Source organism: Streptomyces sp. NPDC037203 (assembly GCF_055605065.1).
In genome coordinates this window covers 828,534-853,821 of record NZ_JBVJUC010000003.1, presented here as the reverse complement: position 1 = coordinate 853,821, position 25,288 = coordinate 828,534, and the positions used below count along the sequence as shown (strand labels likewise).

The window sequence follows — 25,288 nt, the reverse complement described above, 5'->3', positions numbered from 1 at the left end:
GGCCGTGGGCCGAGCCTAGCAGTTCATTTGAGTGGACCAAAGGTGTTGGCTTACCCAAAAAGGCGCGGCGTCTTATCCGCGCCATGGCGGGTCTACGACTCGAAGGAAACATGGACTCCGAGTCCAGGGAGGGCGATTATGGAAATGTCTTCGGAACACGCCCGGCGGCACGGGTCCGAGGACGAAGACCATCGCTCGTTTCCTGGAGGAAAAATTGTCCGCGCCTTCCCGCACCGCCGACTTCCGCACCACCGCCGGCAACAACTGGCCCAGCGCCACGCCCCCGGACAACAACTGGCCGACGGCGACCGCGGCGGTCTGACGCGGCGCGTTCCCCGGCGCCGGGTGAGCTGGACGGCCAGCTCACCCGGCCCCGCCCGTCGTCCAGTCGTCGTCCGCTCCTCATCCGGTCGCGGAAACCACCGGGCGGCAGTCCGGGCACCGGCCCTTGAAAACGATATCCGCGTCGCTCACATCCCAGTCCGGCAAATCCTTCCGCGGGAGCATGGGGGCGTGGTGTACGACGTTTTCCACGCGCCCGCACCGCACACACAGCGCATGCTGGTGCCGAGGGCCCGCGATTTCGAAAACAGCCGGCCAGCCAGGTCGCTCGAATTTCGCGACCAGACCGGCTTCCAGGAAATGCCGCAGCATTTCGTAGACGGCCTGGGAGGTGAGGGTGCCCAGCCGTTCGCGTGCCGCGGCCGTCAGGCTCTCGACGTCGAAGTGATCACCCGACGCGAGCACCTGAAGCACTTCCAGGCGCGCGCTGGTGACCCGCAGCCCCACGTCACGGAGTCGCCGGATCCCCGCCTCGCGCCCCTGAGCCACCGCTTCGCGCGCCATCTCCCCCGCCGGCTGGTGAGACCACAAGTCCGAACGCATCGTACCTCTCGGCTCACCAGGCGCTCGGGGCGCGCGAGGACGGCGACGGCCGGCAAGTCCCGCACCTGGCAGCGGTGTTCAGCCGAGCCAGCCGAGCCGCGCGGCCCGCACGCCCAGCTCGAAGCGGCTGGACGCGCCGAGTTCCTGCATCAACTCGGAGATCATCCGGCTCACCGTGCGCAGCGAGACGCCGAGGCTGCGCGCCACCTTCTCGTCCTTCATCCCGGAGGCGAGCATGCGCAGCGCCGCCCGCTGCTGCTCCGAGAGCCCGTCCCCGCCCCGCGCGGGCAGCGCCTGTTCCCCGTACGGCGTCGCGGTGTGCCAGCAGTGCTCGAACAGCGTCTGGTACGACCGCACGATCGCGGAGCCGCGCGCGAGGATGGCGCCGGCCGAGCCGTCCTCCGGGTCGACCGGAAGGATCGCGAACTGCCCGTCCGCGATGATCATATTCATGGGGACGACGGGCGACAGGCGCACCTGGACGCCCAGCTTCGCCTTCATCCGCAGATGCTCCGCGTCCTCGGGCACCGACGTCAGACGCTGGCTGAAGATGGAGCGGACCTGGACCCCTTTCTCGATCTGCCGCCGGTCCCGGTCGAGGGCGCGCTCGGGGATCTCCCGGCCCCGCGCGATCGGATGCATCGAGGCGAGGTTGCTCTGCACCGTCACCGTGATGTCCTCCAGCACCTGCTGGATACGCCGGTAGTCCGAGAGGATCTCGATCTCCACGCCGACCGTGCGGGCCAGCGTCTCCGTGTGCAGGAAGTTGCCGGCGAGCGTCTTCAGCGTGTGGTGCGCCCGGTCGGCCTGCTCCAGGTGATCGCGCAGCCGGGTGCGCTCGCGCTCCAGCAGCCGCAGCAGGGCGACCTCGGGGGCGATGACCGTGACGACGTCGCTCTCGGCCTCGTCCGGCGCGTCGGGTTCGAGGCGGTTGGCGTGCAGTCGACTGGTTCGCACGATCAGACCGAGGTCGATCAGTTCCGTACGGCAGCGCCCGAGGTCGGCCTCCGACAGACCCATGTCGCAGGCGGCCTTGCGCAGGCTGGACGCCCCCCGTGCCCGAAGATGCCGGTAGAGAGTGAGAGCCAGATCAGTGGATTGCACCCCCGCACCGCCACTGCCATTGATCACCGCGACGCAGCCCCCCTTGTGATTGCGCGAAGCTCTCTCATCACACCTTGTCACAGAGGGGGCCGCAGATCTCCGATGCTGCTTAGTAATGTGACGGTCGTCACGCGCCGGTGCGGCAGGGATGCGCGTTCACGCCAATACGCGGGTAGGCCGGGGCCGTTCACCGCGTCGGCTCACAGCGGCCTCTGCGGTGGAGCCTCGTCCGCGAGCCGGTGACCCGAGGCGCGCAGGGCTGCCGCCAGGACGGACACGTCCTCCGGTGACATGTGCCGAACGAAGTGCTGGAGCGCGGCCTGCCGGTTCCCGGTGCTGCCGAGCGCCTCCTGCATCAGGCTCGCGGTGTACTCCTCGCGGCTGCGCAGCGCCTCGTACAGCCAGGCGCGTCCGGCCTTCTCGCGCCGGAGCATGCCCTTGCGGTGCAGGATGTCCGCGACCGTCATGACGGTCGTATAGGCGACCGGGCGGGTCCGGTTGATGTCGTCGACGACTTCCCGGACCGTGGCGGGCCGTCCCCAGTTCCAGAGACGGTCCATGATTTCGGCTTCCAGACCACCGAGCCGTCGCACCTGTTCCCCTCCGCCGCCCGTCACCGAGGCGCTTCACATCGTAGGACAAGCCTTCCGGATGTGGCATCGCTCCGATCGCGCCCCCGCACCCGATGGTGGGACGCGAGCGGATCAGTCCCCGGCCGAACGGGTGCTCATTCCCCCCGAGCCGTGGAAGTAACCGGTGTTTTGTGTGCTTGCCATGACGAAGCAAGGGCATTCGGTGGCCAGGAGGTTGATAACTATGGTTCCCCTGATTCTGGTTCTTCTGCTGGCCCTGATCCTCTTCGGCGCGGGTTTCGCCCTGAAGGCGCTGTGGTGGATCGCGGTGATCGTGCTTGTGGTGTGGCTGCTGGGCTTCCTGGTCCGGCCCACCGGGAGCGGCGGCCGCCGGGGGCGCTGGTACCGCTGGTAGGCGAGACGGGCCGCCTCGCCAGACGGTAGGCGACACGGACCTCGCGGTACTCCCGGCCGGCGGCAACGCGGTCGGAGAGGTTGGCCCGCTCGCTGCGGGAGGAGGACTCCCGTACGCCGTCGCCGGAGAGCGTACGGCGGTCCGGGGCGCCTCGAACGAGATGTCCCATTCCGGGGATCCAGCGGAGCCGCGCGCGGCAGGTGATCGTTTCACCGGCCCCGTGGCGGCTCCGCCGGGTCCCCGGCGGTCGTTCGTTCACGGGATTCGTCCCGTGACTGCCGGGCACGGCGGCGGACAGGACGCTCCGGCCGCTCGTCGCCGCCTCTGCCCCGCCCCGGCGCCCTTGCTCACGCCCTTGCCGTCACGGGTACGGCGTGTGCGGGCGGTGGTACCGGCCTCGCCCGGCGTCACCGCCCTCCCCCGGCGGCCCTCCTGGCCAACCGCGCGGTCTGCCGGATCGCCCTGCACTCGGCCGCCTTCCCCGCCACGCCGACCACCTCATCTGCGGCAGCGCCCGCCTCCCGCACGGTGCGCCCCACGTCCTCGACGGCCCCACCCGCGCCCGCGCCGACATCCCGCACCGCCGAGCCCGCGCCCCGGCCCACATTCCGAGCCGCACTCCGAGCTGCGCCTGCGCCTCCACGCCGGAGATCCCCAAGTGCACCCGTCGCCGTCCTCGTACGGTGTGCCGACGCGCGGGACCCCGGCGGCGCCGTACCCGGCCGCACGACCGCGAGGTGGCGGCGGGCCGGTGCGCCGGACGGGTGACCACGGCGGACCGGTGACCACGGCGGACGCGTCGCCCGTCGCGGACCGCGGACCCGCCCGGACTGCGCGGGCCGCCGGGCGACGGTTCAGGACGCGAACGCGTCCACCCCGGTCAGCTCGGCCGACAGCGTCCACAGCCGGGCCGCCTGCTCCGGGTCGATCGCCCACTCCTTGACGCCTTCGCGGGCGTCGCCCTCCGGGGCGGGCTCGGCGATGTCGCAGTCCTCCAGGTAGAGGCCGCCGAGACCGTCGAGCTGCGGGGAGGTCGCCGCCCAGACCTGGGTGGCCGCGCCCTGCTGCGGGGTCTTGAACGCCTCGGGGTGGAGCAGGTTGCCGTGCTCGTCGATCCAGCCGCGCTCGATCATCTCCTCCTGCGCGAGGTGCCGTTGGAGCGGGGTGAGGATGCCGCCGGGGTGCAGGGCGAAGGCACGGACCCCGGCGTCGCGGCCGAGCTTGTCGAGATGGACGGCGAACAGGACATTGGCGGTCTTGGCCTGGCCGTACGCCTGCCACTTGTCGTAGCCGCGCCGCCAGTGGACGTCGTCCCAGCGGATTCCGGAGGCGTGGTGGCCGCGCGAGGACACGGAGACGATCCGCGCGCCGCCCGGCGCGATCGCCGGCCACAGCCGGTTGACGAGGGCGAAGTGGCCGAGGTGGTTGGTGGCGAACTGCGCCTCCCAGCCGTCTCCCACCCGCGTCTCCGGGCAGGCCATGATCCCGGCGCTGTCGATCACGATGTCCAGGCTCCGCCCGGAGGCGAGGAACCGCTCCGCGAAGCCGCGCACGCTGTCCAGGTCGCCGAGGTCCAGCTCGTCCACCTCGACGCCGGGCAGCCCGGCCAGTGCCTGCTCGGCGGTCTCGGGACGGCGCGCCGGTACGACGACCGTGGCGCCGGCCTTGACGAGCGAGCGCGTGGTCTCCAGCCCGATCCCCGAGTAACCCCCGGTGACGAGGGCGAGTTTGCCGCTGAGGTCGATGCCCTCCAGGACCTCGTCGGCGGTGCTGGTGGCGCCGAAGCCGGACCCGATCTTGTGCTGTGCAGTACTCATACCGGGAACGCTACGAATTGGAGTGCTCTCCAAGTCAAGTACCGCACCGAGCGCCGGCCGGGAGCGGTCGCCCGGCCGGCTGGCCCTCGGCTGCCCACCACCGCGACCGGCCCGGCGCCCCGGGGACCCGGACATGCGTCAGGGCCTGCGATCCACGGCGGATCGCAGGCCCTGACCGGTCGCCCAGGAGGCCCTGAGCGCGCTACTTGCCGGTGTCCTCGTGGGACAGTTCGAGGTCGAAGTCCGTGGTGCCGCCCGCGTCCACGCGGACCGACCCGGCGACCGGGGCGTACCCGCTGGCGATCACGGTGTACTCGCCGAGATCGAGGTCGGTGAACCCGTAGGCGCCGTCGGGGCCGGTGGTCGCGGTGCCGAGCACATTGCCGGCCGCGTCCAGCAGCGTCACCTTGGCGTCGTCGAGCGGGCCGCCGGTGGCGGCGCTGACGACTCCGTGCAGTCGGGCACCGGCTTCGAGACGGATCTCGCAGGGCTCGCAGGCACCGGGCGTCACCTCGACGGGGACCGCGGCCGGGCGGTAGCCCGGCGCGTTCACGGCGAGGGTGTAGCTGCCCGGAACCAGGTTCGCCAGCGAGAAGCCGCCGTCGGCCGCGGAGGTCGCGGAGGCCACGACCTCGCCGCGCAGATCGGTCGCGACCAGCAGGGCACCCGGCAGCGGGTTCCCCTGAGCGGCGTCCCGGACGGACCCGGCGAGCGCGGCGCTGCTGCCGGTGAGCACGAGGTCGCAGACCACCGGATCGTCGCCGACCAGCACGGTGACGGCCTGCGGCTGACGGGCACCGGCCGCACCGATCAGCACATAGGTGCCGGCGCCCGGCACCGACAGCGTGTACGCGCCGTCCACGCCGCTGACCGCGCGGTCGAGCTGCCGGCCGCGGACGTCGATCAGGGTGATCGCCGCCTGCGGGACCGGGGCGTCCGTGCCGTCGAGGACCCGGCCGCGGACGACCTGTCCGGCCGGCACGGATGCGACGGCCGCGGGGGCGTCCTCGACGAGCGGCGCGGCAGTCGCCTGGCCGCTGTCCGCCGCCACGGCGCTCACCTGGGCGTCCTTCACATCGGCGTCCTCGGCCGGGCTGCCGTTCGCCTCGGCGGCCCGTGCCTCCAGGCCGGACACCTTGCGCAGCGGCACCTCCTTGGTCCACACGGCGACCAGGAAGCCGAGCACCATGATGGCCGCGGCGCACAGGAACACCACGTGCATCGCGTCGGTGAAGCCCTCCTTGAAGGGCTGGGCCAGCCGCGGGTCGAGCTGCTGGATGAAGGAGGAGTCGTCCAGCACGCCCGAGCCGCTGCCGCTCGCGGCGGGGTGCTTGAGCATGTTCAGCACGGGCGCGTTGGCCGGGTCGGAGCGCACGGCCGGGTCGTGCAGGGCGGCCTGGAACGCGGGCGTGCGGGCGGCCGCCCGGAACGCGGAGCTGATCTTGTCGCCGACGGTGCTGAACAGCACGGACAGGAAGATCGCCGTACCGGCGGTGCCGCCCATCTGGCGGAAGAAGGTGGCCGACGCGGTCGCGACGCCCATGTCCTTGGGCTCGACGGAGTTCTGCACGGCCAGGGTCAGGATCTGCATACAGCCGCTGAGGCCGAGGCCGAACAGCGCCATGTAGGCCATGGTCTCCGGCAGCGGGCTGTCCCACTGGACCCGGTAGTGGAACAGCAGCATGGCCGCGATCAGCAGGACCGTGCCGATGACCGGGAAGATCTTGTACTTGCCGGTCTTGGCGATGATGCGGCCGACCACCATGGTGCCGGCGATCATGCCGACCATCAGCGGCAGCATCAGCAGGCCGGACTTGGTGGGGCTGACGCCCTTCACGATCTGGAGGTACAGCGGGACCATCATCATCCCGCCGAACATGCCCATACCGATGAGGATGGACAGCAGGCTCATCTTGCTGAACACGGAGCTGCGGAACAGGCGCATCGGGATCAGCGCCTCGTCGCCCATGGCCCGCTCCACGAACACCCAGGCCACCAGGCCGACCACGCCGACGGCGTAGCAGACGTACGACCTGGTGGAGGTCCAGCCCCAGGTCTGGCCCTGCTCGGCCACGAGCAGCAGCGGCACCACGCCGATGGCGATGGTGAGCGCGCCCCACCAGTCGATGCGGTGCTCGCGCCGGGTGTGCGGAAGGTTCAGCACCTTGGCGACGACAAAGAGCGCGATGATGCCGACCGGGACGTTGACGAGGAACACCCAGCGCCAGCCCGTGATGGCCAGGATGCTGCTGCGACCGGCCAGGAAGCCGCCGATCAGCGGGCCGAGGACGCTGGAGGAGCCGAACATGGCGAGCATGTAGCCCTGGTACCGGGCGCGCTCGCGGGGCGGCACGATGTCACCGATGATCGCCAGCGCCAGCGACATCAGACCACCGGCGCCGATGCCCTGGAAGGCGCGGAAGGCCGACAGCTCGTTCATCGAGGTGGCGAAGGAACAGGCCGCCGAGCCGACGATGAAGATCGTGATGGCCGCGAGGAAGAAGGGCTTGCGGCCGTAGAGGTCGGACAGCTTGCCGTACAGCGGGGTGCTGATGGTCGACGTGATCAGGTAGGCGGTGGTGACCCACGCCTGAGCGCTGAGTCCGTGCAGATCGTCCGCGATGGTGCGGATCGAGGTGCTGACGATGGTCTGGTCGAGGGCCGCGAGGAACATGCCCAGCATGAGACCGCTGAGGATCGTCATGATCTGGCGGTGCGACAGCCGGCCGGCCGGTGGTGGCGGCGCGGATATCGCTGGGGTTCCCCCGCGGGCCGGGGACGCGGACATGGTCATGCGTGCAGATCTCCTTGCCTAACCTCGCCCACCGGGCGCTGCCCGGTCCCGAGGCTCGTGTACGTGCTGTCCACCAGGTCGTCGTTGAGGCGCTTCAGCAGACGGGTGAGATGGGCGCGGTCCTCGGCCGGCCACGGCTCCAGGAGCCGGATCAGCTCCGCCTCGCGGCGGCGTACGGCGCTCTGGTACGCGGCGCGTCCGGCCTCGGTCGCGCTGAGCAGCGAGCCCCTGCGGTCCTCCGGGTCGGGGTGGCGTTCCACCAGCCCCCGGTCCACGAGCGAGCGCACCTGCCGGCTGACCGTCGACAGGTCGAGGAAGACGTCCGCCGCCAGATCGGTCGCGCGGCGCCGCCCGTAGGTCACCAGGCGGGCCAGCAGCACGCGGTCGGCGGCCCCGCACTCGACGCCGGCACGCTGCGTCCAGGCGGCGAAGTGCCGCATGAGGCGCACCATCTCGGCCCCCAGGCCGGACGCGGCGGCCTCGGCGCTCACGGCCTCCTCGCTCGCGGTCCCGGTCCCCCCAGCGGACATACTCACCGCCGCGCTCCCGGCCGCCGTCGCGGTCGTGCCCGCCGTCGCACGGGCGGACGGTACGTCGTCAGGGCGCGCGTCGTCGGCCCGCACGGCGTCCACCCGTACGGCGCCCTCCTGCCCTCTGCGACTCTCGGTGCCGATCATCACTCACATTCCGTTGCTTGCGGCTACCAAGTGAGTGTAGAGCCTGGCCGACACCCCGTGTACGCCGGTGTCGGGTCACGCTTCGGCAATACGACGGGCCGGGCGGTGGGGGGTGCAGGGTACCCGGCCAGCCTGTGTGCCAGGACCGCGCTCCCCGCTGGCCGGGCATCGCGGTACGGCCGCGCCGCCGGGCGGACCGGGCTCTAAGGTGACCGCTGCCGCGCCGGGCCCGTCGGGGACGGGACGCCGGACGGACGCGCGCGCGGGTGACGGCGGGGGGGTGCCACACGGCCGGGTCGGGTCGGGCCGGTTACGGGGGCGTGCGGCGCATACAGGGAGCGCGCACGACGCGTCGTGCATCCGTAGCCCCGCATTCCCGGAACGTTCAGCTCTCCTCCCTGCCAGGGTTCTTCGGCACCCGCCTACGGTCCTTGCGGTCTTCGAGGAGGGGTTCATGGACGCAGTGCTCGCGGTGCGGGCGCGCGGGATCACGAAGTGCTTCGGTGATGTGGTCGCGCTCGACGGTGTCGACCTGGACGTGTCCCGGGGTCGGATCCATGGCCTGGTCGGGCCGAACGGGGCCGGGAAGACGACGCTGCTCGGCCTGCTGCTGGGGCTCGCCGTCGCCGACGCGGGCACTCTGGACATCCTCGGCGTGCCGGTCGGGCGTCCACTTTCGGCCGTTGACGGAGTGGCCGGATTCGTCGACGGTCCCGGCCTGTACCCGTCGTTGACCGCCCGGCAGAACCTGGCCGCGCTCGCCTCGCTGCGCGGACGCGACGCGCGCACGGCGGGGATCGGGGACGTGCTCACCGAGGTCGGGCTGCGCGATGTCGCCGACGACCGGGTGCGCGGCTTCTCGCTCGGCATGCGGCAGCGGCTCGGGCTCGCCGCCGCCCTGCTCACCCGGCCCCGGCTGCTCGTCCTGGACGAGCCGTCCAACGGCCTCGACCCCTCCGGCAAGCGGCAGGTGCACCGGGTCCTTGCCCGGCTCGCGGCGGACGGCACCGGCGTGGTGCTCTCCAGCCACCGGATGGACGACGTCGAGGCGCTGTGCTCCGAGGTGACCATCATCGCCACCGGACGGGTCGTCTTCTCCGGACCGCTCGCCGAACTGGCCGCCGGGAACCGCGAGTTGGAGTACCGGCTGGTCACCTCCGACCCCGCGGCCGCGCGCCGGCTGGCCATCGAGGCGGAGGGCGTCCGGGTCGTCGAGGGCGGCGGCCCGCGGTACGGCGGCGAGGCGTTCGTCGTACGGGCGTCGGTGCCCGCGCTCGACCGGCTCGTGGACCGCGTGGTGCGGTCGGACATCGCGGTGCGCGAACTGGCGCCGGTGGTCTCGCCGTTGGAGGCAGCCTTCCTCGCGCTCACCGAACAGCAGGACCAGCGGGACCAGCAGGAGGCCGGCCGATGACCGCGACGCCGACGGCGGAGCGCCCCGCCCCCGCCCGGCCGGTCTCCGTGTGGCGCGGTTACCGCTTCGAGCTGGTCAAACTCGTGTCGCAGTGGCGGATCCGGCTGCTGGTGCTCGCCTGCTGGGTCGTCCCGGCGGTGTTCGTCGCCGCGGTGAGCGTGCAGAGCACCCTGCCCTCCGACACGCTGTTCGGGCGCTGGATGCACGCCACCGGCTGGGCGGGGCCGCTGGTGGTGCTCGGTTTCGCGGGCACCTGGGCGCTGCCCCTGCTGACCTCGCTGGTCGCGGGTGACGTGTTCGCCGCCGAGGACCGGCTCGGCACCTGGCGCCATCTGCTGGTGGTCGTACGGTCGGCCCGGCGCATCTTCGCCGCCAAGGCGCTGGCGAGCCTGACCGTCATCCTGCTGCTGGTGGCCGGGCTGGCCGTCTCCGGCGCGGTCGGCGGTCTGCTGGCGGTCGGCGATCAACCGCTGGTCGGTCTCGACGGCCGGCTGCTCGCACCCTCGGACGCCGCCGTCAGGGTCCTGCTGGCCTGGGTCGCCGTCCTCGCGCCGACGCTGGCGCTCGCCGGGATCGGGCTGCTGGGCTCGGTGACCCTGGGCCGCTCCCCCATGGGCCTGCTGCTGCCCGCGGTGGTGGCGCTCGCGATGCAGCTCGCGCAGATGCTGCCGCTGCCCCTGGCCGTGCGTCTCGCGCTGCCCGGTTACGCCTTCATCGCCTGGAACGGCCTGTTCACCAGCCCCGAGCAGGTCGGCCCGCTGCTCATCGGCGTCGCGGTGAGCCTTGCCTGGGCCGTCACCGCGACCACGTTGGCCTCCGTGCTGTTCCTGCGGCGCGACTTCACCGACCAGGACTACGACGGCTCGGGCCGGCGCGCGGTGACGGCGGGAGTGCTGCCGCTCGTGGGCCTGCTCGCCGTCTCGGCCGCCGTCATCGCACCGGCGACCGGCGTGTCGGGCTCCGGCATCGAGCAGGACAAGGTACAGCGCTCGCTCGCCACCGCCTTCGCCCACCTGTACCGGATGCAGACCCGGCAGCTCCACCGGCCGGCCGTCACCGAGGAGCAGCTCAGGGCCACGGCAGCCTGCGACAAGGGCAGCGACACGGTCGCCGCCCGCGGTCCGGGCAACGACTGGCGCTGCGTCGTGTCCTGGCATCTCCCCGGCGTCGAGGCCACCGGTACGGCGGTCTACCAGCTCGACGTCACCTCGGACGGGCGGTTCGTCGCGGACGGCGACGGACCGAAGGAAGTGAACGGCTACTTCCTGGTGCGCACCCCCGAGGGGGACGCGCCGAACCCGCTGTGGCAGTTCGACGGGAACGTCGGGCTGCTCCCCACTTCGAAGGGATAACCCATGCAGGTAACACGCCGCAGGCGTGTCCGGAAGGAGCGCCGGGGCTTCCTGTCCAGACGCTCCGGCCGCCGGATACCGCTGGTGACCGCTGTGACCTCCGCGCTCGCGCTCGTCGCCGCCGGTGCCGCCTTCGCGCAGACGCACCAGTTCGGCACCCAGCAGGTCGGCCAGGTCACGCACAAGGGCCAGGTGATCTCCAGCGACCAGTACCTCGCGCCGTACGGCGAGCACCTGGTCGTCGACAACGGCAAGATCATGTCGTCCACGGTCAGCCCGGACGGCACCCACCTCGCCGCCTCCGTCGCCGACGGCGGCGCCGCGCTGGCCGTCGTGGACCTGGACGGCTGGAAGGTGCAGCAGGTCGTCGGCAGCGCCGCGTCGTCCAGCCCGCGCATCAAGGGCAACGACGTCGGCCAGGAGGGTCCCACCTACTCCCCCGACGGCAAGCAGCTGTGGCTCGGCCAGGCCGACGGCTACACCCGCTTCACCGTGAACGCGGACGGCACGGTGGCCGACCCCGCGTACATCAAGATCCCCGCGGACGGCACCAAGCGCGCGCTGGTCGGCGCCGCGGTGTTCTCGGCCGACGGCTCCACCGTGTACTCGGCGGTCAACGGCCAGAACCGGGTGGTCGCCATCGACGCGGCGACCGGGGCCATCGAGCAGAGCTGGCCGGTCGGCAACGCCCCGCGCGGCCTGGTGCAGGTCGGCGACAAGCTGTACGTGAGCAACGAGGGCGGACGCCCGGCGAAGCCCGGCGACACCACCATCAACTCGTACGGCACCCAGATGCCGGCGGACCCCAGGACCGGTGCCACCACGACCGGCACGGTCAGCGTCATCGACCTGGCGCACCCGTCGCAGCCCCCGAGCAGCATCGACGTCGGTCTGCACCCGACCGCGCTGTACGCCAGGAAGGGCGCGGTCCTCGTCACCAACACCGCGACCAACGACGTCTCGGTCATCAGCACGGCCAACGACAAGGTCGTCCAGACGATCTCCACCCAGCCCTGGCCGGAGGCGTCGGTGGGCTACGAGCCCGACGCGGTGGCCCTCACCGGCGACGGGCACCTGCTGGTGACGCTCGGCCGGGCCGACGCGGTCGCCGTCTACCGCTACACCAGCCCGCAGGAGCCGGTGAGTTACATCGGTCTGCTGCCGACGGACTACTTCCCCGCGGAGATCGCGAGCGTCGGCGAGCAGGTGGTGGTCTCCAACACCCGCGGCATCGACGCGCTGCGTCCCACCACCGCCGCCGGGCACGCCACCCACGACACCACGTCGAGCGTGCAGCGCTTCACGCTGCCCGACGACAGCGTGATCCGGGCCCAGACGTCCAAGGTCTTCCAGCAGAACGGCTGGACCGCCGGCTCGGTGCGGCTCGCCAAGGGCAGGAGCGACGCCAGGCCGGTGCCGGTGCCGGCGCGCCTGGGCGACCCGTCGACGATCAAGCACGTCTTCCTGATCGTCAAGGAGAACCGCGCCTACGACCAGGTGCTCGGCGACATGCCGCAGGGCAACGGCGATCCGGCGCTGGCGGAGTTCGGCGAGAACGTCACGCCCAACCAGCACGCCATGGCCGCCCAGTTCGGTCTGTACGACAACACGTACGACATCGGCACCAACTCCGCCGAGGGCCACAACTGGCTGATGCAGGCGGACGACCCGGAGTACTCCGAGTCCTCCGCCGGTGAGTACGCGCGCAGTTACGACACCGAGGACGACGTCCTCGGCCACCAGAAGTCCGGGTTCCTGTGGACCGGGGCGCAGGCGGCGGGCAAGTCGGTGCGGGACTTCGGCGAGTTCCAGCAGTTCCTGACCAAGCCGGCGGGCTCCAGCTGGCAGAACCTGTACTGCGACGCCAGGAACATGGACGCGACGGGGCAGGGTTCCGCCTACAGCCTGTACTCGTCCTCGCCGATCCCGTCGCTCAACGACGTGTCGGTGCACGGCTTCGCCAAGTTCGACACCAGTGTCCCGGACGTCTACCGGGAGCAGGTCTGGAAGCAGGACTTCGAGAAGAACGGTCCGGCGGACCTGAACATGTTCTGGCTCTCCAGCGACCACACCGGTGGTCCGGCGAGCGCCGCGGCCCAGGTCGCGGACAACGACCTCGCCACCGGCAGGATCGTGGACGAGATCTCGCACAGCAGGTACTGGAAGGACTCGGCGATCTTCGTGGTCGAGGACGACTCCCAGGGGGGTCTCGACCACGTCGACGGCCACCGTGCCCCGATCCAGATCATCAGCCCCTGGGCGCAGCACGGCAGGACGGACAGCCGCTACTACTCGCAGATCACCGTGATCCGCACCATCGAGCAGATCCTCGGGATCCACCCGATGAACCAGAAGGACAGCGCGGCCACCCCGATGGCCGGGGTGTTCACCTGGCATCCCGACTACACGCCGTTCACCGCGCTGCCCAACCGGACCTCGCTGACCGACGGTCTGAGCACCCCGCCGTCGTGCGGTGTGGACACTCCGGCGCCGCAGGACCCGAAGGCCGCCGCGGTGCCGGCCACGAAGGTGCCGGCGGCCGAGAAGCCGCTCGCGGCGCAGTGGGACGCCTGGAAGTCCAAGCAGCGGCTGACCGGGCCGAACGCGGTGCCCGACTACGCCAACCCGGCCCAGCTGAACCACTACACGTGGTACCAGACCCACAACTGGGCCAAGCCGTACCCCGGTGAGAAGAAGCTGTACGCACCGGACGACGTGCCGGGCGCGTACCTGCCGTCATCGGAGAACGACGGCTGACGCGGCCCGAGCGGACATGAGGAGATCCCCGGCCGGCGTCACGACCGACCGGGCGCAGGGGCCCCGGCCTGCGTCACCGTCGGCCGGGGGCCCTCTGACTGTTTCCGGTGGGGTGTGCCGGTGCAGGGTTCTTCCATGGCTGATCCTCTTGCTGGAACATGGCCGGCCGGATATCGCGTCCGCCCGGCCACCACCTCGGACACCGGCGCGGTGCACCGTCTGGTCACCGCGTGCGAGCGCGCGCTGCACGGCCGGGCCACGACCGCCGCCGATCGCATCGCGGCCGATCTCGGCATGGCCGGCGGCGAGTCGGCGTGTGACACGGTGCTGGTCACCGACCACGGCCGGAACCCGGCGGCCTGGGGCTGGATACGGGGCCGGCGCGCCACCGTCCATGTGCACCCCGAGCACCGGCACCGGGGGCTCGGCGCCGCGCTCCTCGCCTGGACGGAGGCGCGGGCACGGGAGCTGGGCGGCGACCGGCTGGCCCAGACGGTCTCCGACAGCGATCTCGCGGCCACGGCGCTGCTGCGCTCGGGCGGGTACGCCCGGATGGTCAGCGAGTGGCTGCTGGAGATGCCGCTGCCCGAGGAACCGGAGGTGCCGGAGCCGCCCGCCGGGATCACGGTACGGGCGTTCCGCGCGGGCGACGAGGAAGCCGCGTACCAGCTCACCGAGGACGCGTTCGACGAGTGGCAGCAGCGGCGCAAGCCGTACGCCGAATGGGCGCGGCACACGGTCGGACGGCCCACGTTCGCACCGGCGGCGTCGCCGCTCGCCTTCGCGGGGGACCGGCTGGTCGGTGCGGTGCTGTCGCTGGATCCGGGTGATCCGGGTCCGGATGCGGACGCGGTCGGCGGCGAAGGGTACGTCGAGCGGGTCGCGGTCCGCCGTGACCACCGCGACCGGGGCATCGCACGGCTGCTGCTGCGGGAAGCCTTCCGCGCCTTCTACCTCCAGGGGAAGCGGAGCTGCGTCCTGTGGACCCACTCGGACACGGGGGCGCTGCCGCTGTACGAACGGATCGGGATGACGGTGCGGCGCAGTTCCACGGTGTACGGCAAGGCCCTCGTCGCGGGGTAGCCGACCGGGGCTTCGGGTGTCCCCGAACCGGACTGCCCGTACACGGTGTTGCGCCCCCGGCCCTGAAGCGTCAGGGACCGGGTCCGCGCAGGTTCGCATCCTGCCCTGTCCGCCGACCCGGTCCGCCTCGATGAAGACGTACCGGCGCGCCTCTCGACCGAGCGGGTGCCTTCCGGCGTGCCGGGCCGGTGTCCCCCGCCGCCGGCCGCCGCCGGCTCCTAGCCTCGGAGCATGCCCCGGCTTCCCGCACATGTACGCGCCTGTCTGTTCGACCTCGACGGCGCGCTCACCCAGACCGCCAAGGTGCACTCGGCGGCCTGGAAGGAGATGTTCGACGCCGTGCGGGACTACGACGAGTACGTGGACGGGCGGCCCGGGGAAGACGGGGTGCGGACGTTCCTCGCGGCGCGCGGGGTACGGCCGGCCGAGGGCTCCCCGCAGGATCCGCCGGACGCCGAGACGGTGCACGGTCCGGGCGCCTGGAAGAACGCGCTGGTCCTGCGCCGCATCCGGGAGGACGGCGTGGAGCCGTACGAGGGCTCGGTCCGCTTCGTGCACGAGGTGCGTGCGGCGGGCCTGGCCTGCGCGGTGGTGTCGTCCAGCGCGAACGCACGGGACGTGCTGGCCGCGGAGCCCGGCGCGGCGGCCGTGTTCGAGGACGCCCTCGCGGGTGCCGAGGCCGGGCGGGCGGGGCGGTTCGGACTGGTGGTGGGGGTGGGCCGGGTGGGGCAGGCGGAGCAGCTCCGGGCGCACGGCGCCGACGTGGTCGTCCGTGACCTGGCGGAACTTCTGGAGTCGTCGTGATCACGCATCCCAGCTACACCGTCGAGCCGTGGTCCCTGCGCGAGACCGAGCTGAATCTGGATGTGCTGGCGCAGAGCGAGTCGGTGTTCGCGCTGTCCAACGGGCACGTCGGCTGGCGCGGCAACCTCGACGAGGGCGAGCCGCACGGACTGCCCGGCGCCTATCTCAACGGAGTCCACGAGCGGCACCCGCTGCCGTACGCGGAGGCCGGGTACGGCTATCCCGAGTCAGGTCAGACGGCGATCAACGTCACCGACGGCAAGGTGATCCGGCTGCTGGTGGACGACCACCCGTACGATCTGCGCTACGGTCGGCTGCTCTCCCACGAGCGGGTGCTGGACTTCCGCACCGGTGTGCTCAGCCGCACCGCTCGCTGGACCTCGCCGGGCGGGCGCACGGTCCGGATCACCTCGCGGCGGCTGGTGTCCTTCACGCAGCGCGCGGTGGCCGCCGTGGTCTACGAGGTGGAGCCGGAGGACGGTCCGACCTCGGTGGCCATCCTTTCCGAGCTGATCGCCAACGAGCAGCTCCCGCACGTCGAGGGCGATCCGCGCGTGGCCGCCGCGACCGAGTCCCCGCTGACGGCGGAGGAGCATTACGCCGAGGACACCCGGCTGCGTCTGGTGCACCGGACGGACCGCAGCGGGCTGCGGGTGGGCGCGGCGGCCGACCACCTCGTGGAGGGGCCCGAGAGCACCCGCTGGTCGGCGCAGTGCGAGCCCGATGTCAGCCGGCTGACGCTGACCGCGGACCTGACGCCCGGACAGCCGCTGCGGCTGGTCAAGTTCGTGGCGTACGGCTGGTCCGGGGAGCGTTCGCTGCCGAGCATGCGCGATCAGGTGGACGGGGCGGTGGCCGTCGCCGTCAGTACCGGGTGGGACGGTCTGGTCGCCGAGCAGCGGGCCTATCTCGACGGGTTCTGGTCGGGTGCGGACGTCGAGGTGGAGGGGGACCCGCAGATCCAGCAGGCGGTGCGGTTCGCCCTCTTCCATGTGCTCCAGGCGGCGGCCCGCGGCGAGAACCGGGCGATCCCCGCGAAGGGGCTGACCGGGACCGGGTACGACGGGCACTCCTTCTGGGACACGGAGTCGTATGTGATGCCGGTGCTGACGTTCACCGCGCCCGAGACGGTGGCGTCCGCCCTGCGCTGGCGGCACAGCACGCTGCCCGCGGCCCGTGAGCGCGCCCGCCAACTGGGGTTTCGGGGCGCGGCGTTCCCCTGGCGGACCATCGACGGCGCCGAGTGCTCCGCCTACTGGCCGGCCGGGACCGCCGCCTTCCACATCAACGCGGACATCGCGCTGGCCACGGTCCGCTACATCGCGGCGACCGGCGACGAAGAGTTCGAACGGGGGGTGGGATTCGACCTCCTGGTGAACACCGCCCGGCTGTGGCGCTCGCTCGGCCACCACGACCCGGAGGGCGTCTTCCACGTCGACGGGGTCACCGGGCCCGACGAGTACAGCGCCGTCGCGCGGGACAATCTCTACACCAACCTGATGGCCCGGCAGAACCTGCTGGCCGCCGCGGACGTGGCGATCCGCCATCCGGACCGGGCCGACGAACTGGGGGTGGACGACGAGGAGGCCGCGGCCTGGCGGGACGCGGCGACCCGGATGGCGATCCCGTACAACGAGGCCCTGGGCGTCCACGAACAGTCCGCCGGGTACACGCACTTCCAGCGCTGGGACTTCGAGAGGACCCCGCCCGAGCACTACCCGCTCCTGCTCAACTACCCCTACTTCGACCTGTATCGCAAGCAGGTGGTGAAGCAGGCCGACGTGGTGCTGGCGATGCTGGAGTGCCCGTACGCGTTCAGCGAGGAGGAGAAGGCGCGCAACTTCGCCTACTACGAGGCGCTGACGGTGCGCGACTCCTCCCTGTCGGCCTGCTGCCAGGCGGTGCTCGCCGCCGAGACCGGGCACCTCCGGCTGTCGTACGCCTATCTCGCCGAGGCCGCGCTGATGGACCTGGACGACCTGGAGCACAACACCCGCGACGGGCTGCACATCGCGTCGCTGGCCGGGACGTGGATCGCCCTCGTCGCCGGTTTCGGGGGCCTGCGCTGGCACCTCGGCAAGAGCGAACGGCCGGACGTGCTCGGCTTCGCCCCGCGGCTGCCCGAGGCGCTGTCACGGGTGGTGTTCACGGTGCAGATGCGCGGGCGCCGGCTGAAGGTGGACATCGGCCCGGATCAGGTGCGGTACCAGCTGGTGGAGGGCGAGCCGGTGACGATCCTCCACTACGGCGACCCGGTCGCCGTGGCCGCCGACGCGCCGCAGGACCGGGCCGTCCCGCCCGCGCCGGTGCGCCCGGAGCCGCAGCAGCCACGGGGGCGGCGCCCGGAGGGACTGGCCGAGCAGGACGGCACACCGGAGCAATAGCCGTGGCGGAGGTTCGAGTCCGGTCCGGCGCGGCCCCTGGGCCGGATCTGGGGGCGGGCCCGGAGCCGGGCATGGGCATACCGGCCGTTCACCCGGATGGGTAGATCCCGGCAAGAGTCACGGCGTGGGCGCATGACCGGCCGCCAGGCGGTGAGACATCGGTCATGGAGATGAGCATGGACGAACCGCCGCGGGGCGACCCCTTATCGGCCGCCCCGCGATTCCCGGACGCGTCCGATGTGGTGTTCACCGCGGACTTCACCTCCACGACCCAGTGGGTCGCGGGCCGTTCGCGGGCGTTTCCGGGGGGCGGTCCGGCCCATCCGGACGAGGACCGGCTCGACCGGCTGGCGGCCGACCCCGGCTACTGCCGCTCGGGGGTCTTCCGGGCCACCCGCCGCGCGGACGGGCGTTGGGACACGGGGCTGCTGACCACGGAGGGCAGCCGTGAGGGGTTCACCGTGCAGCCGGGCGACGTACTGGAGGCGCGGGTGCGGCTGCCTCGGGAGACCGGCGCCTGGCCGGCGATCCGGACCTGGCGGGACGGCGGCCAGGGGGTGGACGTGTTCGAGTACCACGTGGACAACCCCGACCATCTGGAGTTCACCAACCGGGTGCGCAGCGCCAGTTGCTACCTCCGCGACGACGCGATCCGCCCCGGCGCCTGGGTGGACCTGCGTACCGAGTTCGGGCCTCGCTGTGTGATCTGGTCGCTGAACGGCGCCTCGGTGTTCGCGGACCACCGGGGCGTGGGACAGGCGTGGCGGGCCCATCTCATCGTCGGTCTCTCGGTGTGCGCCGGGCGCTACCACCCGCCGCCGGAGCCGGCCACGAACGAGATGTCGTTCGAGGTGAGCGCGCTGACCGTGCGCCGTCCCTACGGTGGCGGGCGGACGGCGTACGCGCGCCCGGTATGAGCCGTCCCCCGCGGGTTCCCGTGACGAAGGTGGTCCGTCCATGTCCGTGCCGAGCCTGCTCGCGGTGTTCGCCCACCCGGCTGCTGGGATACGCCGACGCGCGGGTGCCGTGGTCCGCGCCGGGCCGCGCCCGGTTCTGCGACGCTCCGCTGGACGAGGCGGTACGGCGGCTGGTGGCGCACATCCGCGCGTTCCGCCCGGAGATCGTCGTCACGCACGACGCGTACGGCGGGGTGACGGGGCATCCGGATCATGTGCACACGCACCGGGTGACCGTGCTCGCCGTGCCGGGAGGCGGGCGGGCGCCCCGTTGGCCATGCTGGGCTGAGAGTGGCAGTTCTGCGCGATACGAGGAGCACGGCATGCCGACGGACACGATCGGACGATTCATGGCGGCTCTGGATCCCGACCAGCGAGCGGCCATCGGCGCGAAGCCGCGCGCCGAGCAGGAGCAGCTGGCCGCGGCCTGGGAGCGGGAACTGGAGGCCGACGACGAACTGGACACGCTGGACGAACTCTCCCCGCCGGCCGCCGAGGCCGAGGCGGCCCGCCGGGTACTGCACCGCGAAGCGGGGTGAGCCGCCCCCGCTGTCCCCTCCCCGGTCCCGAACCGCCCCGGAGCGCAGGGCCGCCGCGGGTGATCGGCGCACGCTCCCCCGCTCACGCGCGCAGCGCCGCGTCCAACCCCCGGATGTACTCCCCCACGCGCCCGCCCCCGGCAGGAGCCGCGGGCAGGCGGCCGAGGACGGCGGCGACGGCGGCCGGGGCGTGTGCGCGTGCCCGCGCGAGCGCGTCGGCCGCGGCCGTGTGGTCCTCGTCGGCCGCCAGTTCCTGTGCGCGGGCGGCGTGAGCCGCCGCGCCGAGGATGTGTTTGACCTGGTGGGCGTGGGCGAGAGGGTGGAGGAACGCGGCGCCTGCCGCGTGGCTCGCCGCGCGGGCGGCGTCGGCGGCGGCCGGTGACGCGGCCTCGTGTGCCGCGCGGAACGCCGCGAAGCCGCTCAGCCGCAGCGCCTGGGTACGGCGTCCGCCGGCCGCGAAGGCGCGTGCCGCCTCGATGGCCTCACGGGGGCGCGAGTCGTCGGGAACGATCTGTTCGAACAGATCCAGGACCCTGCCCGCGCAGTCGGCCGCGTAGCCCGTGATCTCCCGAAGCTCGTCCTCGGTCAGTTCTATCCGGTCCGCCCGGTCCGGCTTGCTCGGTTTCGTCGGCACGGGCCCATCCTGCCGCAGACCGGACCAGCCGAACGTTTCCCGCTCGACGCCGACCGGCGGGTCCCTGCCGGCCGGCGAGGACGCCGCGGCCGTGCCCGGTCGACTCGCCGAGCACGACCCTGCCGCGATGGGGCGCGCCGCAAGCGGCTACTGTCACCTGTCGTCCGGTGTGCTCCCGATAGGCAGGTGGAGGAAGCTTTTCCATGTCTGGTCACGCGTCGGCCGTGGTGGCGGCCGGGAGCCTGCCGGAGCTGACACTCGCACGCGCGCTGGGGTCGTGGCAGATCGACGTGCCCGCGCTGATACTGATCGCGCTCCTGGGCGGCCTGTACGGCTGGGGTGTGCTGCGAGTGCGCCGGGCGGGCGGAACCTGGTCGCCGGGCCGGGCCCTCGCGTTCACCCTGCTGGGCCTCGGCGGCCTCGCGGTGGCCACCATGTCGAGCCTCGCGGTCTACGACCATGTGCTGTTCTGGCCGGCCGCGGTGCAGAACGTGCTGCTGGACCTCATCACCCCGCTGGGCCTGGCCCTCGGCGATCCGCTGCGGCTCGCCATCGAGGCGCTGCCGGGTGAGGGCGCCGGGCGGGTGCAGCGCGTGATGAGCGGGCGGGTCGTACGACTGCTCACCTTCCCGCTGGTCAGCACGGCCCTGGTGCTGGGGACCGAGCTGACGGTCTACTTCACGCCGTACTTCGCCACCGCCCTGCGCGTCGGCTGGCTGCACGAGCTGATGTACCTGCACCTGCTGGCGGCCGGCTGCCTGTTCGTCGTGCCGGTCCTCACCCGCGAGGAGGCGCTGCCCGCGTGGTGCACTCACCCGGTGCGCGCGGCGCTGGTGTTCCTGGACGGCATCATCGACGCGGTGCCCGGCCTGGTGGTGATGACGCACGGCACGCTGATCGCAGGCGCCTGGTACCTGCGTCACGCGCCGTCCTGGTCGCCGGACGTCCAGCACGACCAGCAGATCGGCGGCGGCGCCATGCTGAGCATCGCGGAGCTGGTCGCGCTGCCCTTCCTGCTGGCGATCCTGGTGCAGTGGGCGCGCGCCGAGCGCGTGCAGGCGGTGGCCCTGGACCGGCGCCTCGACCGGGACCTCGCGCCGGTGGCGCCCCCCGCGTCCGGGTCCGGGCGGGCCGAGGCGCCGTCCGGCGAGGCCGAGGCGGTACGGGTACGGCCCTGGTGGGAGACGGAGCAGAACGAGGTGGCCGCCCGGATCCGCCGCCAGCACGGCGAGGACTGAGGGCGCGGTCAGGGGCGGGTGCCGCGGGCCAGGATGACGGCGTAGCGGCACTCGGCGTCCGTGGTGTTGGCGAAGACGCGCGGCGCGGGGTCGCCGAGTTCGAGGGTGTCGCCCGGCCCGAGTTCATGGATCCGCTCGCCGTCCTGGAAGGTCAGGCGGCCGTCGAGGACCCAGACGACCTGGTGGACGAAGGCGAAGGCCGCGGCCGGGTACGGCACCCGCGCCCCGGCGGGCAGCCGGACCTCGGCGACCTCCGCGGGGAAGTGCGCGCCGGTGATCTGGCGGCGCCGGTAGCCGGTGGCGGGGTCCTGCCACTCGGGCGTCTCGGTGCGGCGGCGCACACCCGCTTCCTCCGCGCCCCCCGGAGCCGGGCCCTCCGCGAGGGCGAGCAGGGAGGCGATGCTCAGCTGGAAGGCGGCGGACAGCTTGCCGAGCACGACGGCGGTGGGGCTGCTCTCGCCGCGCTCGATCCGGTTGATCATGGCGCGGGAGACCCCGGACGCGTCGGCGAGCTGGGCGAGGGTCCAGCCGCGCCGTTCCCGTTCGGCACGGATCCGGGCCGCGATCCGCCCCACCAGGGGATCTACTATGTTGGACATGCTTCCAATATATGAGAGGGATCGCCGGGTGACCGTACGCCCGGCGTGCGCCGGTGATGCGGAGGCGGTGCGGGCGATCCGCAACCACGCGATCGAGCACTCGACGGCCCTGTGGACGGAGATTCCGCAGTCGCCCGCCGAGGGCGCGGCCTGGCTGGGGCGGCATCTGGAGCGCGGTTCGGCGTTCGTGGCCGAGGCGGACGGCGAGGTGGCGGGGTTCGCCGTGTTCGCGCCGTGGCGGGAGCTGGAGGGTTACCGGCACACGGTGGAGGACTCGGTCTACGTGCGCGAGGGCCGGCACGGGCTCGGCATCGGCTCCACGCTGCTCGCCACGCTCATCGCGGCGGCGCGCGCGGCGGGCCACCACCTCGTGATCGCCGGTATCGAATCGGGCAACGGCGCGTCGATCCGGCTCCATGAGCGCTTCGGGTTCGAGCACGCCGGAACCGTCCGGGAGGCCGGGATCAAGTTCGGCCGCCGGTTCGACCTGACACTGATGCGGCTGGCGCTGGACTGAGGAGCGGGGCCGGAGCCCTGGGCTGTTCAGACGCCCGCCGAGATGCGGGGCGGGGCGGACGGCCGTTTACTCGGGACGGGACGGGCGGCCTCCACCGGGGACGGAACGGACGGCCGTCCTCTGGAGCCCGCCCGGCGTCGCCGAATGCCGTCCGGGGGCACCGTCGGCGGTGGAGGTGGAACGGGCGTGAACGACACGGTCGGACAGCCTTCGGCGGCCGGCGGCGAGCGGACCTCCGCGGGTGGTGACCCGGCGCGGACGCTGCTGAGCCGCGGATATCTCCGGCTGCTCGTGCTCTCGCTGGGGCTCGGTGTGCCGATCGCGCTCGCCAGCTTCTTCTTCGTGGGTCTCCAGCACTGGCTCCAGCACCAGGTGTGGCAGGAGCTGCCGCACGTGCTCGGGCTGGGACGCGCCCCCTGGTGGTGGCCGCTGCCCGCGCTGACGCTGGCCGGCCTGATCCTCGCCCCGATCGTCACCCGGCTGCCGGGAGCCGGCGGGCACATCCCGGTGCACGGGCTGGGCGGGGACCCCATCGGCCCCCGCGCCCTGCCGGGCGTGGTGCTGGCCGCCGTCCTCACGCTTCCCCTGGGCGTCACCCTCGGTCCCGAGGCGCCGCTGATGGCGGTCGGGTCCGCGCTCGCCCTGCTCGGGGTGCGCGTGCTGCGGCGGCACCCGGCGGACGCCGCCTCGGCGACGGTGGTGGCCACCGCGGGGTCCACGGCGGCCATCTCCACCATCCTGGGCGGCCCGGTGGTGGCCGCCGTCATGGTCGTGGAGGCCGCCGGTCTCGCCGGGCCCCGGCTCGCCGTGCTGTTGCTGCCCTGTCTCGCCGCGAGCGGGGCGGGCGCGCTGGTGTTCACCGGGTTCGGCCACTGGACCGGTCTGTCGATCGGCGCCCTCGCGCTGCCGAAGGTGCCGCCGGACGCGGTCCCCGACGCGGGCGACTTCCTGTGGGGGCTGCCGGTGGCCGCGCTCATCGCCGTACTCGTCTCGGTGGCCCGCGGGCTCGGGGAGCGAACCCACCGGTGGACCTCCGCGCACGCGACGGCGGTCCGCACGGTGGTGTGCGCCGTGGCCGCCGGGGTCTGTCTGACGGCGTACGCCCTGCTGACCGGCCGCTCGCCCGAGGAGGCGGCGCTGTCGGGGCAGACGACGCTCGGGCAACTATCCGAGAACCCTCAGGGGTGGCCGGTGCTCGCGCTGGTGGCGCTGGTCCTCTGCAAGGCGCTCGCCTGGGGCATCAGCCTGGGCAGCCTGCGCGGCGGCCCGATCTTCCCCGCGGTGCTGGTCGGCGTGGCGACCGGCCTGGTCTTCGCGGGCCTGCCGGGGCTGGGGGCCGCCCCCGCGTTCGCGCTGGGCATCTCGGCGGCCACGACCGTCGTCACCGGGCAGCCGCTGACCAGCTGTGTCCTGGCCGTACTGCTGCTCGGCCGCGACGCGTACAACCAGATGCCGCTGATCGTCCTCGCGGCGGTGACCGCCCTCCTCGTCGGCCGCCTGCGAGCGAGCCGCCGGCCGGAGCCCGCCCCGTCCGGCACATGAGCGGCACACTCGTCCTCGCCCCGGAGGGTCTCCCCGGCATCTCCGCGTCGCACTGGGCTTTCGGTCAGCCTGCCCTGGCCCGGCCGGTCCGGCCGCTGACCGCGCCCCTGGCCGGCACCACCGCAGCCGCCCCGGCCCGGCGCCGCCGGACACGGATGGCCCGGCACCCGCTGGTTCACAGTGCCGAGCGGCGGGCGAGCAGCGCCAGGACCAGCAGCCCCGGAACCAGCGGCAGCCATCCGGTCAGCAGGCGGTAGCCGAGGACCGCCGACACCGCCGCCGGTCCCGGCGCGCCGACCGCCGTGAGCGCGAGGACCAGCGCAGCGTCCAGCGACCCCAGTCCGCCCGGCGTGGGCAGCAGCGCCGCCGCGCCGCTGGCGACCAGGTAGGCCATGACCACGCGGTTCGCGGGCAGGCCGATACCGATCGCATGGACCACGGCAACGACCACTCCGGCATGCAGCAGAGCGAACGCGATCGACCCGCCCCACAGCGCACAGGCCCGCGCCCGGCACCGGTGCACGTCCCGCACGTCGGCGAAGGTACGGGCCACCAGTCGTCGGAGGCGGCCGCTGATCGTGACCACGAGGACGAGGGCTCCGGCCGCCACCGGCACCAGGACAAGCAGATGCGGGGCGCGCGCGGAGAGCCGGACCGTGCCGGGCGAGGCGATCAGCAGGGCCACACCCAGCGCGCAGCGGACGATCCCGCCGACGGCCGCCTTCACCGCCAGCGCGGTCACCGAGCGCCGGGTGGACAGCCCGCACCGTGTCAGGAACCGCAGGTTGACCGCCGTCGCTCCGGCCCCTGCCGGAAGCAGGTGATTGGCGGCGCCGGCCGCGAACTGCGCCGCCACCAGCCGCCACCTGGGCAGTCGTTCGAGCACCGCGCCCTGCTGAGCAACGGCCGCGCACACCCATGTGGCCGCGGCGGCAGCGCAGGCGACCACCAGCCACTCCCCGTCCGCGGCGGCCAGCCGGTCGGTACCGCTCTCCAACGTGGCCCGGTGCGCGGCGAGCATCCCGCCGGCAGCGGCGAGTGCGACCAGGGTCACTCCCAGCTGGACGTACAGGCGCCGGCCCGCGGCGACCAGCAGGCTCGCGGCCTCGGTCACGACGGTCATCTCCCTTTCCGTGCAGGGGGTGCCAAGGATGTGCGGTGAGCGGCGTCCGTCAGCTCGGTCACCGTGGTGCCGACGTCGTGCC

21 protein-coding genes and 1 pseudogene are annotated in these 25,288 nt (G+C 72.8%); 13 read left to right on the top strand and 9 right to left on the bottom strand.

Annotated features, from left to right (window positions below):
- Positions 1-402: 402 nt before the first annotated feature.
- The 3 genes from ACZ7EC_RS13090 to ACZ7EC_RS13080 all read right to left on the bottom strand — a co-directional run bounded on the left by ACZ7EC_RS13090 (position 403) and on the right by ACZ7EC_RS13080 (position 2,582).
- Entirely contained in the window at positions 403-846 is a 444-nt protein-coding gene (locus ACZ7EC_RS13090) for a Fur family transcriptional regulator (RefSeq protein ID WP_471061843.1), read from the bottom strand.
- A gap of 117 nt (positions 847-963) precedes the next feature.
- Positions 964-1,905: a helix-turn-helix transcriptional regulator gene (locus ACZ7EC_RS13085; RefSeq protein WP_471061840.1), complete on the bottom strand. Its 942-nt coding sequence runs from the start codon at positions 1,903-1,905 to the stop codon at positions 964-966.
- A gap of 284 nt (positions 1,906-2,189) precedes the next feature.
- Complete coding sequence (locus ACZ7EC_RS13080; RefSeq protein WP_471061837.1) at positions 2,190-2,582, bottom strand: BlaI/MecI/CopY family transcriptional regulator; 393 nt, start codon at positions 2,580-2,582, stop codon at positions 2,190-2,192.
- A 223-nt stretch (positions 2,583-2,805) separates the two neighbouring features.
- Between ACZ7EC_RS13080 and ACZ7EC_RS13075 the strand changes: the two genes are divergently transcribed.
- A complete protein-coding gene (locus ACZ7EC_RS13075; RefSeq protein ID WP_471061835.1) occupies positions 2,806-2,976 on the top strand; it encodes a hydrophobic protein in 171 nt (56 codons plus the stop codon).
- A gap of 854 nt (positions 2,977-3,830) precedes the next feature.
- On the opposite strand, the gene ACZ7EC_RS13070 is transcribed toward ACZ7EC_RS13075, so the two are convergent.
- The 3 genes from ACZ7EC_RS13070 to ACZ7EC_RS13060 all read right to left on the bottom strand — a co-directional run bounded on the left by ACZ7EC_RS13070 (position 3,831) and on the right by ACZ7EC_RS13060 (position 8,264).
- Positions 3,831-4,793, bottom strand: coding sequence for an SDR family NAD(P)-dependent oxidoreductase (locus ACZ7EC_RS13070; protein ID WP_471061832.1), 963 nt, complete (start codon positions 4,791-4,793; stop codon positions 3,831-3,833).
- A 202-nt stretch (positions 4,794-4,995) separates the two neighbouring features.
- Positions 4,996-7,587, bottom strand: coding sequence for an MFS transporter (locus tag ACZ7EC_RS13065; protein ID WP_471061829.1), 2,592 nt, complete (start codon positions 7,585-7,587; stop codon positions 4,996-4,998).
- Positions 7,584-8,264, bottom strand: coding sequence for a MarR family winged helix-turn-helix transcriptional regulator (locus ACZ7EC_RS13060; protein ID WP_471061826.1), 681 nt, complete (start codon positions 8,262-8,264; stop codon positions 7,584-7,586). Before ACZ7EC_RS13060 ends, ACZ7EC_RS13065 begins: the two co-directional genes overlap by 4 nt.
- Before the next feature lie 454 nt (positions 8,265-8,718).
- Here ACZ7EC_RS13060 and ACZ7EC_RS13055 point away from each other — a divergent pair, with 454 nt between their 5' ends.
- The 9 genes and pseudogenes from ACZ7EC_RS13055 (at position 8,719) to ACZ7EC_RS13015 (ending at position 19,553) form a co-directional block, all read left to right on the top strand.
- The gene (locus tag ACZ7EC_RS13055; RefSeq protein ID WP_471061823.1) at positions 8,719-9,678 is read left to right on the top strand and encodes an ABC transporter ATP-binding protein; all 960 of its coding nucleotides are present in this window, start codon (positions 8,719-8,721) and stop codon (positions 9,676-9,678) included.
- Entirely contained in the window at positions 9,675-11,030 is a 1,356-nt protein-coding gene (locus tag ACZ7EC_RS13050; protein ID WP_471061820.1) for an ABC transporter permease, read from the top strand. The genes ACZ7EC_RS13055 and ACZ7EC_RS13050 overlap by 4 nt, the downstream gene beginning before the upstream one ends.
- A 3-nt stretch (positions 11,031-11,033) precedes the next feature.
- Positions 11,034-13,787, top strand: coding sequence for an alkaline phosphatase family protein (locus tag ACZ7EC_RS13045; RefSeq protein ID WP_471061817.1), 2,754 nt, complete (start codon positions 11,034-11,036; stop codon positions 13,785-13,787).
- A 135-nt stretch (positions 13,788-13,922) separates the two neighbouring features.
- A complete protein-coding gene (locus ACZ7EC_RS13040; RefSeq protein WP_471061814.1) occupies positions 13,923-14,870 on the top strand; it encodes a GNAT family N-acetyltransferase in 948 nt (315 codons plus the stop codon).
- A 231-nt stretch (positions 14,871-15,101) separates the two neighbouring features.
- Entirely contained in the window at positions 15,102-15,674 is a 573-nt protein-coding gene (locus ACZ7EC_RS13035; RefSeq protein WP_471061812.1) for an HAD family hydrolase, read from the top strand.
- On the top strand, positions 15,671-18,058 hold the full coding sequence (locus ACZ7EC_RS13030) for a glycoside hydrolase family 65 protein (RefSeq protein ID WP_471061810.1): 2,388 nt from the start codon (positions 15,671-15,673) through the stop codon (positions 18,056-18,058). Before ACZ7EC_RS13035 ends, ACZ7EC_RS13030 begins: the two co-directional genes overlap by 4 nt.
- 176 nt (positions 18,059-18,234) lie before the next feature.
- Positions 18,235-18,975 carry a beta-glucanase gene (locus tag ACZ7EC_RS13025; protein ID WP_471061807.1) on the top strand — a complete coding sequence of 247 codons (741 nt, stop codon included), beginning with the start codon at positions 18,235-18,237 and terminating at the stop codon, positions 18,973-18,975.
- A gap of 77 nt (positions 18,976-19,052) precedes the next feature.
- Positions 19,053-19,292: pseudogene (locus ACZ7EC_RS13020) on the top strand (PIG-L deacetylase family protein); the annotation flags it as partial.
- A gap of 45 nt (positions 19,293-19,337) precedes the next feature.
- Positions 19,338-19,553 (top strand): hypothetical protein, encoded by a 216-nt coding sequence (locus ACZ7EC_RS13015; RefSeq protein ID WP_471062063.1) that lies wholly within the window; start codon positions 19,338-19,340, stop codon positions 19,551-19,553.
- A gap of 82 nt (positions 19,554-19,635) precedes the next feature.
- On the opposite strand, the gene ACZ7EC_RS13010 is transcribed toward ACZ7EC_RS13015, so the two are convergent.
- Positions 19,636-20,187, bottom strand: coding sequence for a putative immunity protein (locus ACZ7EC_RS13010; RefSeq protein ID WP_471061804.1), 552 nt, complete (start codon positions 20,185-20,187; stop codon positions 19,636-19,638).
- A 203-nt stretch (positions 20,188-20,390) separates the two neighbouring features.
- On the opposite strand from ACZ7EC_RS13010, the gene ACZ7EC_RS13005 reads away from it, so the two are divergent.
- Positions 20,391-21,425, top strand: a complete 1,035-nt coding sequence (locus tag ACZ7EC_RS13005; RefSeq protein ID WP_471061802.1) for a cytochrome c oxidase assembly protein — start codon at positions 20,391-20,393, stop codon at positions 21,423-21,425.
- Between the two features lie 8 nt (positions 21,426-21,433).
- Here the strand turns inward: ACZ7EC_RS13005 and ACZ7EC_RS13000 are convergent, their stop codons facing one another.
- Positions 21,434-22,024 carry a helix-turn-helix domain-containing protein gene (locus ACZ7EC_RS13000; protein ID WP_471061800.1) on the bottom strand — a complete coding sequence of 197 codons (591 nt, stop codon included), beginning with the start codon at positions 22,022-22,024 and terminating at the stop codon, positions 21,434-21,436.
- 28 nt (positions 22,025-22,052) lie between these two features.
- On the opposite strand from ACZ7EC_RS13000, the gene ACZ7EC_RS12995 reads away from it, so the two are divergent.
- Both ACZ7EC_RS12995 and ACZ7EC_RS12990 read left to right on the top strand, forming a co-directional pair.
- Complete coding sequence (locus ACZ7EC_RS12995; RefSeq protein ID WP_471061797.1) at positions 22,053-22,541, top strand: GNAT family N-acetyltransferase; 489 nt, start codon at positions 22,053-22,055, stop codon at positions 22,539-22,541.
- Positions 22,542-22,727: 186 nt separating this feature from the next.
- On the top strand, positions 22,728-24,083 hold the full coding sequence (locus ACZ7EC_RS12990; RefSeq protein ID WP_471061794.1) for a chloride channel protein: 1,356 nt from the start codon (positions 22,728-22,730) through the stop codon (positions 24,081-24,083).
- Between the two features lie 175 nt (positions 24,084-24,258).
- Here the strand turns inward: ACZ7EC_RS12990 and ACZ7EC_RS12985 are convergent, their stop codons facing one another.
- On the bottom strand, positions 24,259-25,206 hold the full coding sequence (locus ACZ7EC_RS12985) for a lysylphosphatidylglycerol synthase transmembrane domain-containing protein (RefSeq protein WP_471061792.1): 948 nt from the start codon (positions 25,204-25,206) through the stop codon (positions 24,259-24,261).
- Positions 25,207-25,288 lie beyond the last annotated feature (82 nt).

Coding starts and splice junctions, on each gene's coding strand:
- ACZ7EC_RS13035 (WP_471061812.1), top strand. CDS start 15,102: ATGCCCCGGCTTCCCGCACATGTACGCGCCTGTCTGTTCGACCTCGAC.
- ACZ7EC_RS13060 (WP_471061826.1), bottom strand. CDS start 8,264: ATGATCGGCACCGAGAGTCGCAGAGGGCAGGAGGGCGCCGTACGGGTG.
- ACZ7EC_RS13085 (WP_471061840.1), bottom strand. CDS start 1,905: ATGGGTCTGTCGGAGGCCGACCTCGGGCGCTGCCGTACGGAACTGATC.
- ACZ7EC_RS13015 (WP_471062063.1), top strand. CDS start 19,338: ATGCCGACGGACACGATCGGACGATTCATGGCGGCTCTGGATCCCGAC.
- ACZ7EC_RS12985 (WP_471061792.1), bottom strand. CDS start 25,206: ATGACCGTCGTGACCGAGGCCGCGAGCCTGCTGGTCGCCGCGGGCCGG.
- ACZ7EC_RS13025 (WP_471061807.1), top strand. CDS start 18,235: ATGGACGAACCGCCGCGGGGCGACCCCTTATCGGCCGCCCCGCGATTC.
- ACZ7EC_RS13005 (WP_471061802.1), top strand. CDS start 20,391: ATGTCTGGTCACGCGTCGGCCGTGGTGGCGGCCGGGAGCCTGCCGGAG.
- ACZ7EC_RS13000 (WP_471061800.1), bottom strand. CDS start 22,024: ATGTCCAACATAGTAGATCCCCTGGTGGGGCGGATCGCGGCCCGGATC.
- ACZ7EC_RS13065 (WP_471061829.1), bottom strand. CDS start 7,587: ATGACCATGTCCGCGTCCCCGGCCCGCGGGGGAACCCCAGCGATATCC.
- ACZ7EC_RS13090 (WP_471061843.1), bottom strand. CDS start 846: ATGGCGCGCGAAGCGGTGGCTCAGGGGCGCGAGGCGGGGATCCGGCGA.
- ACZ7EC_RS13075 (WP_471061835.1), top strand. CDS start 2,806: ATGGTTCCCCTGATTCTGGTTCTTCTGCTGGCCCTGATCCTCTTCGGC.
- ACZ7EC_RS13050 (WP_471061820.1), top strand. CDS start 9,675: ATGACCGCGACGCCGACGGCGGAGCGCCCCGCCCCCGCCCGGCCGGTC.
- ACZ7EC_RS13040 (WP_471061814.1), top strand. CDS start 13,923: ATGGCTGATCCTCTTGCTGGAACATGGCCGGCCGGATATCGCGTCCGC.
- ACZ7EC_RS13070 (WP_471061832.1), bottom strand. CDS start 4,793: ATGAGTACTGCACAGCACAAGATCGGGTCCGGCTTCGGCGCCACCAGC.
- ACZ7EC_RS13045 (WP_471061817.1), top strand. CDS start 11,034: ATGCAGGTAACACGCCGCAGGCGTGTCCGGAAGGAGCGCCGGGGCTTC.
- ACZ7EC_RS13055 (WP_471061823.1), top strand. CDS start 8,719: ATGGACGCAGTGCTCGCGGTGCGGGCGCGCGGGATCACGAAGTGCTTC.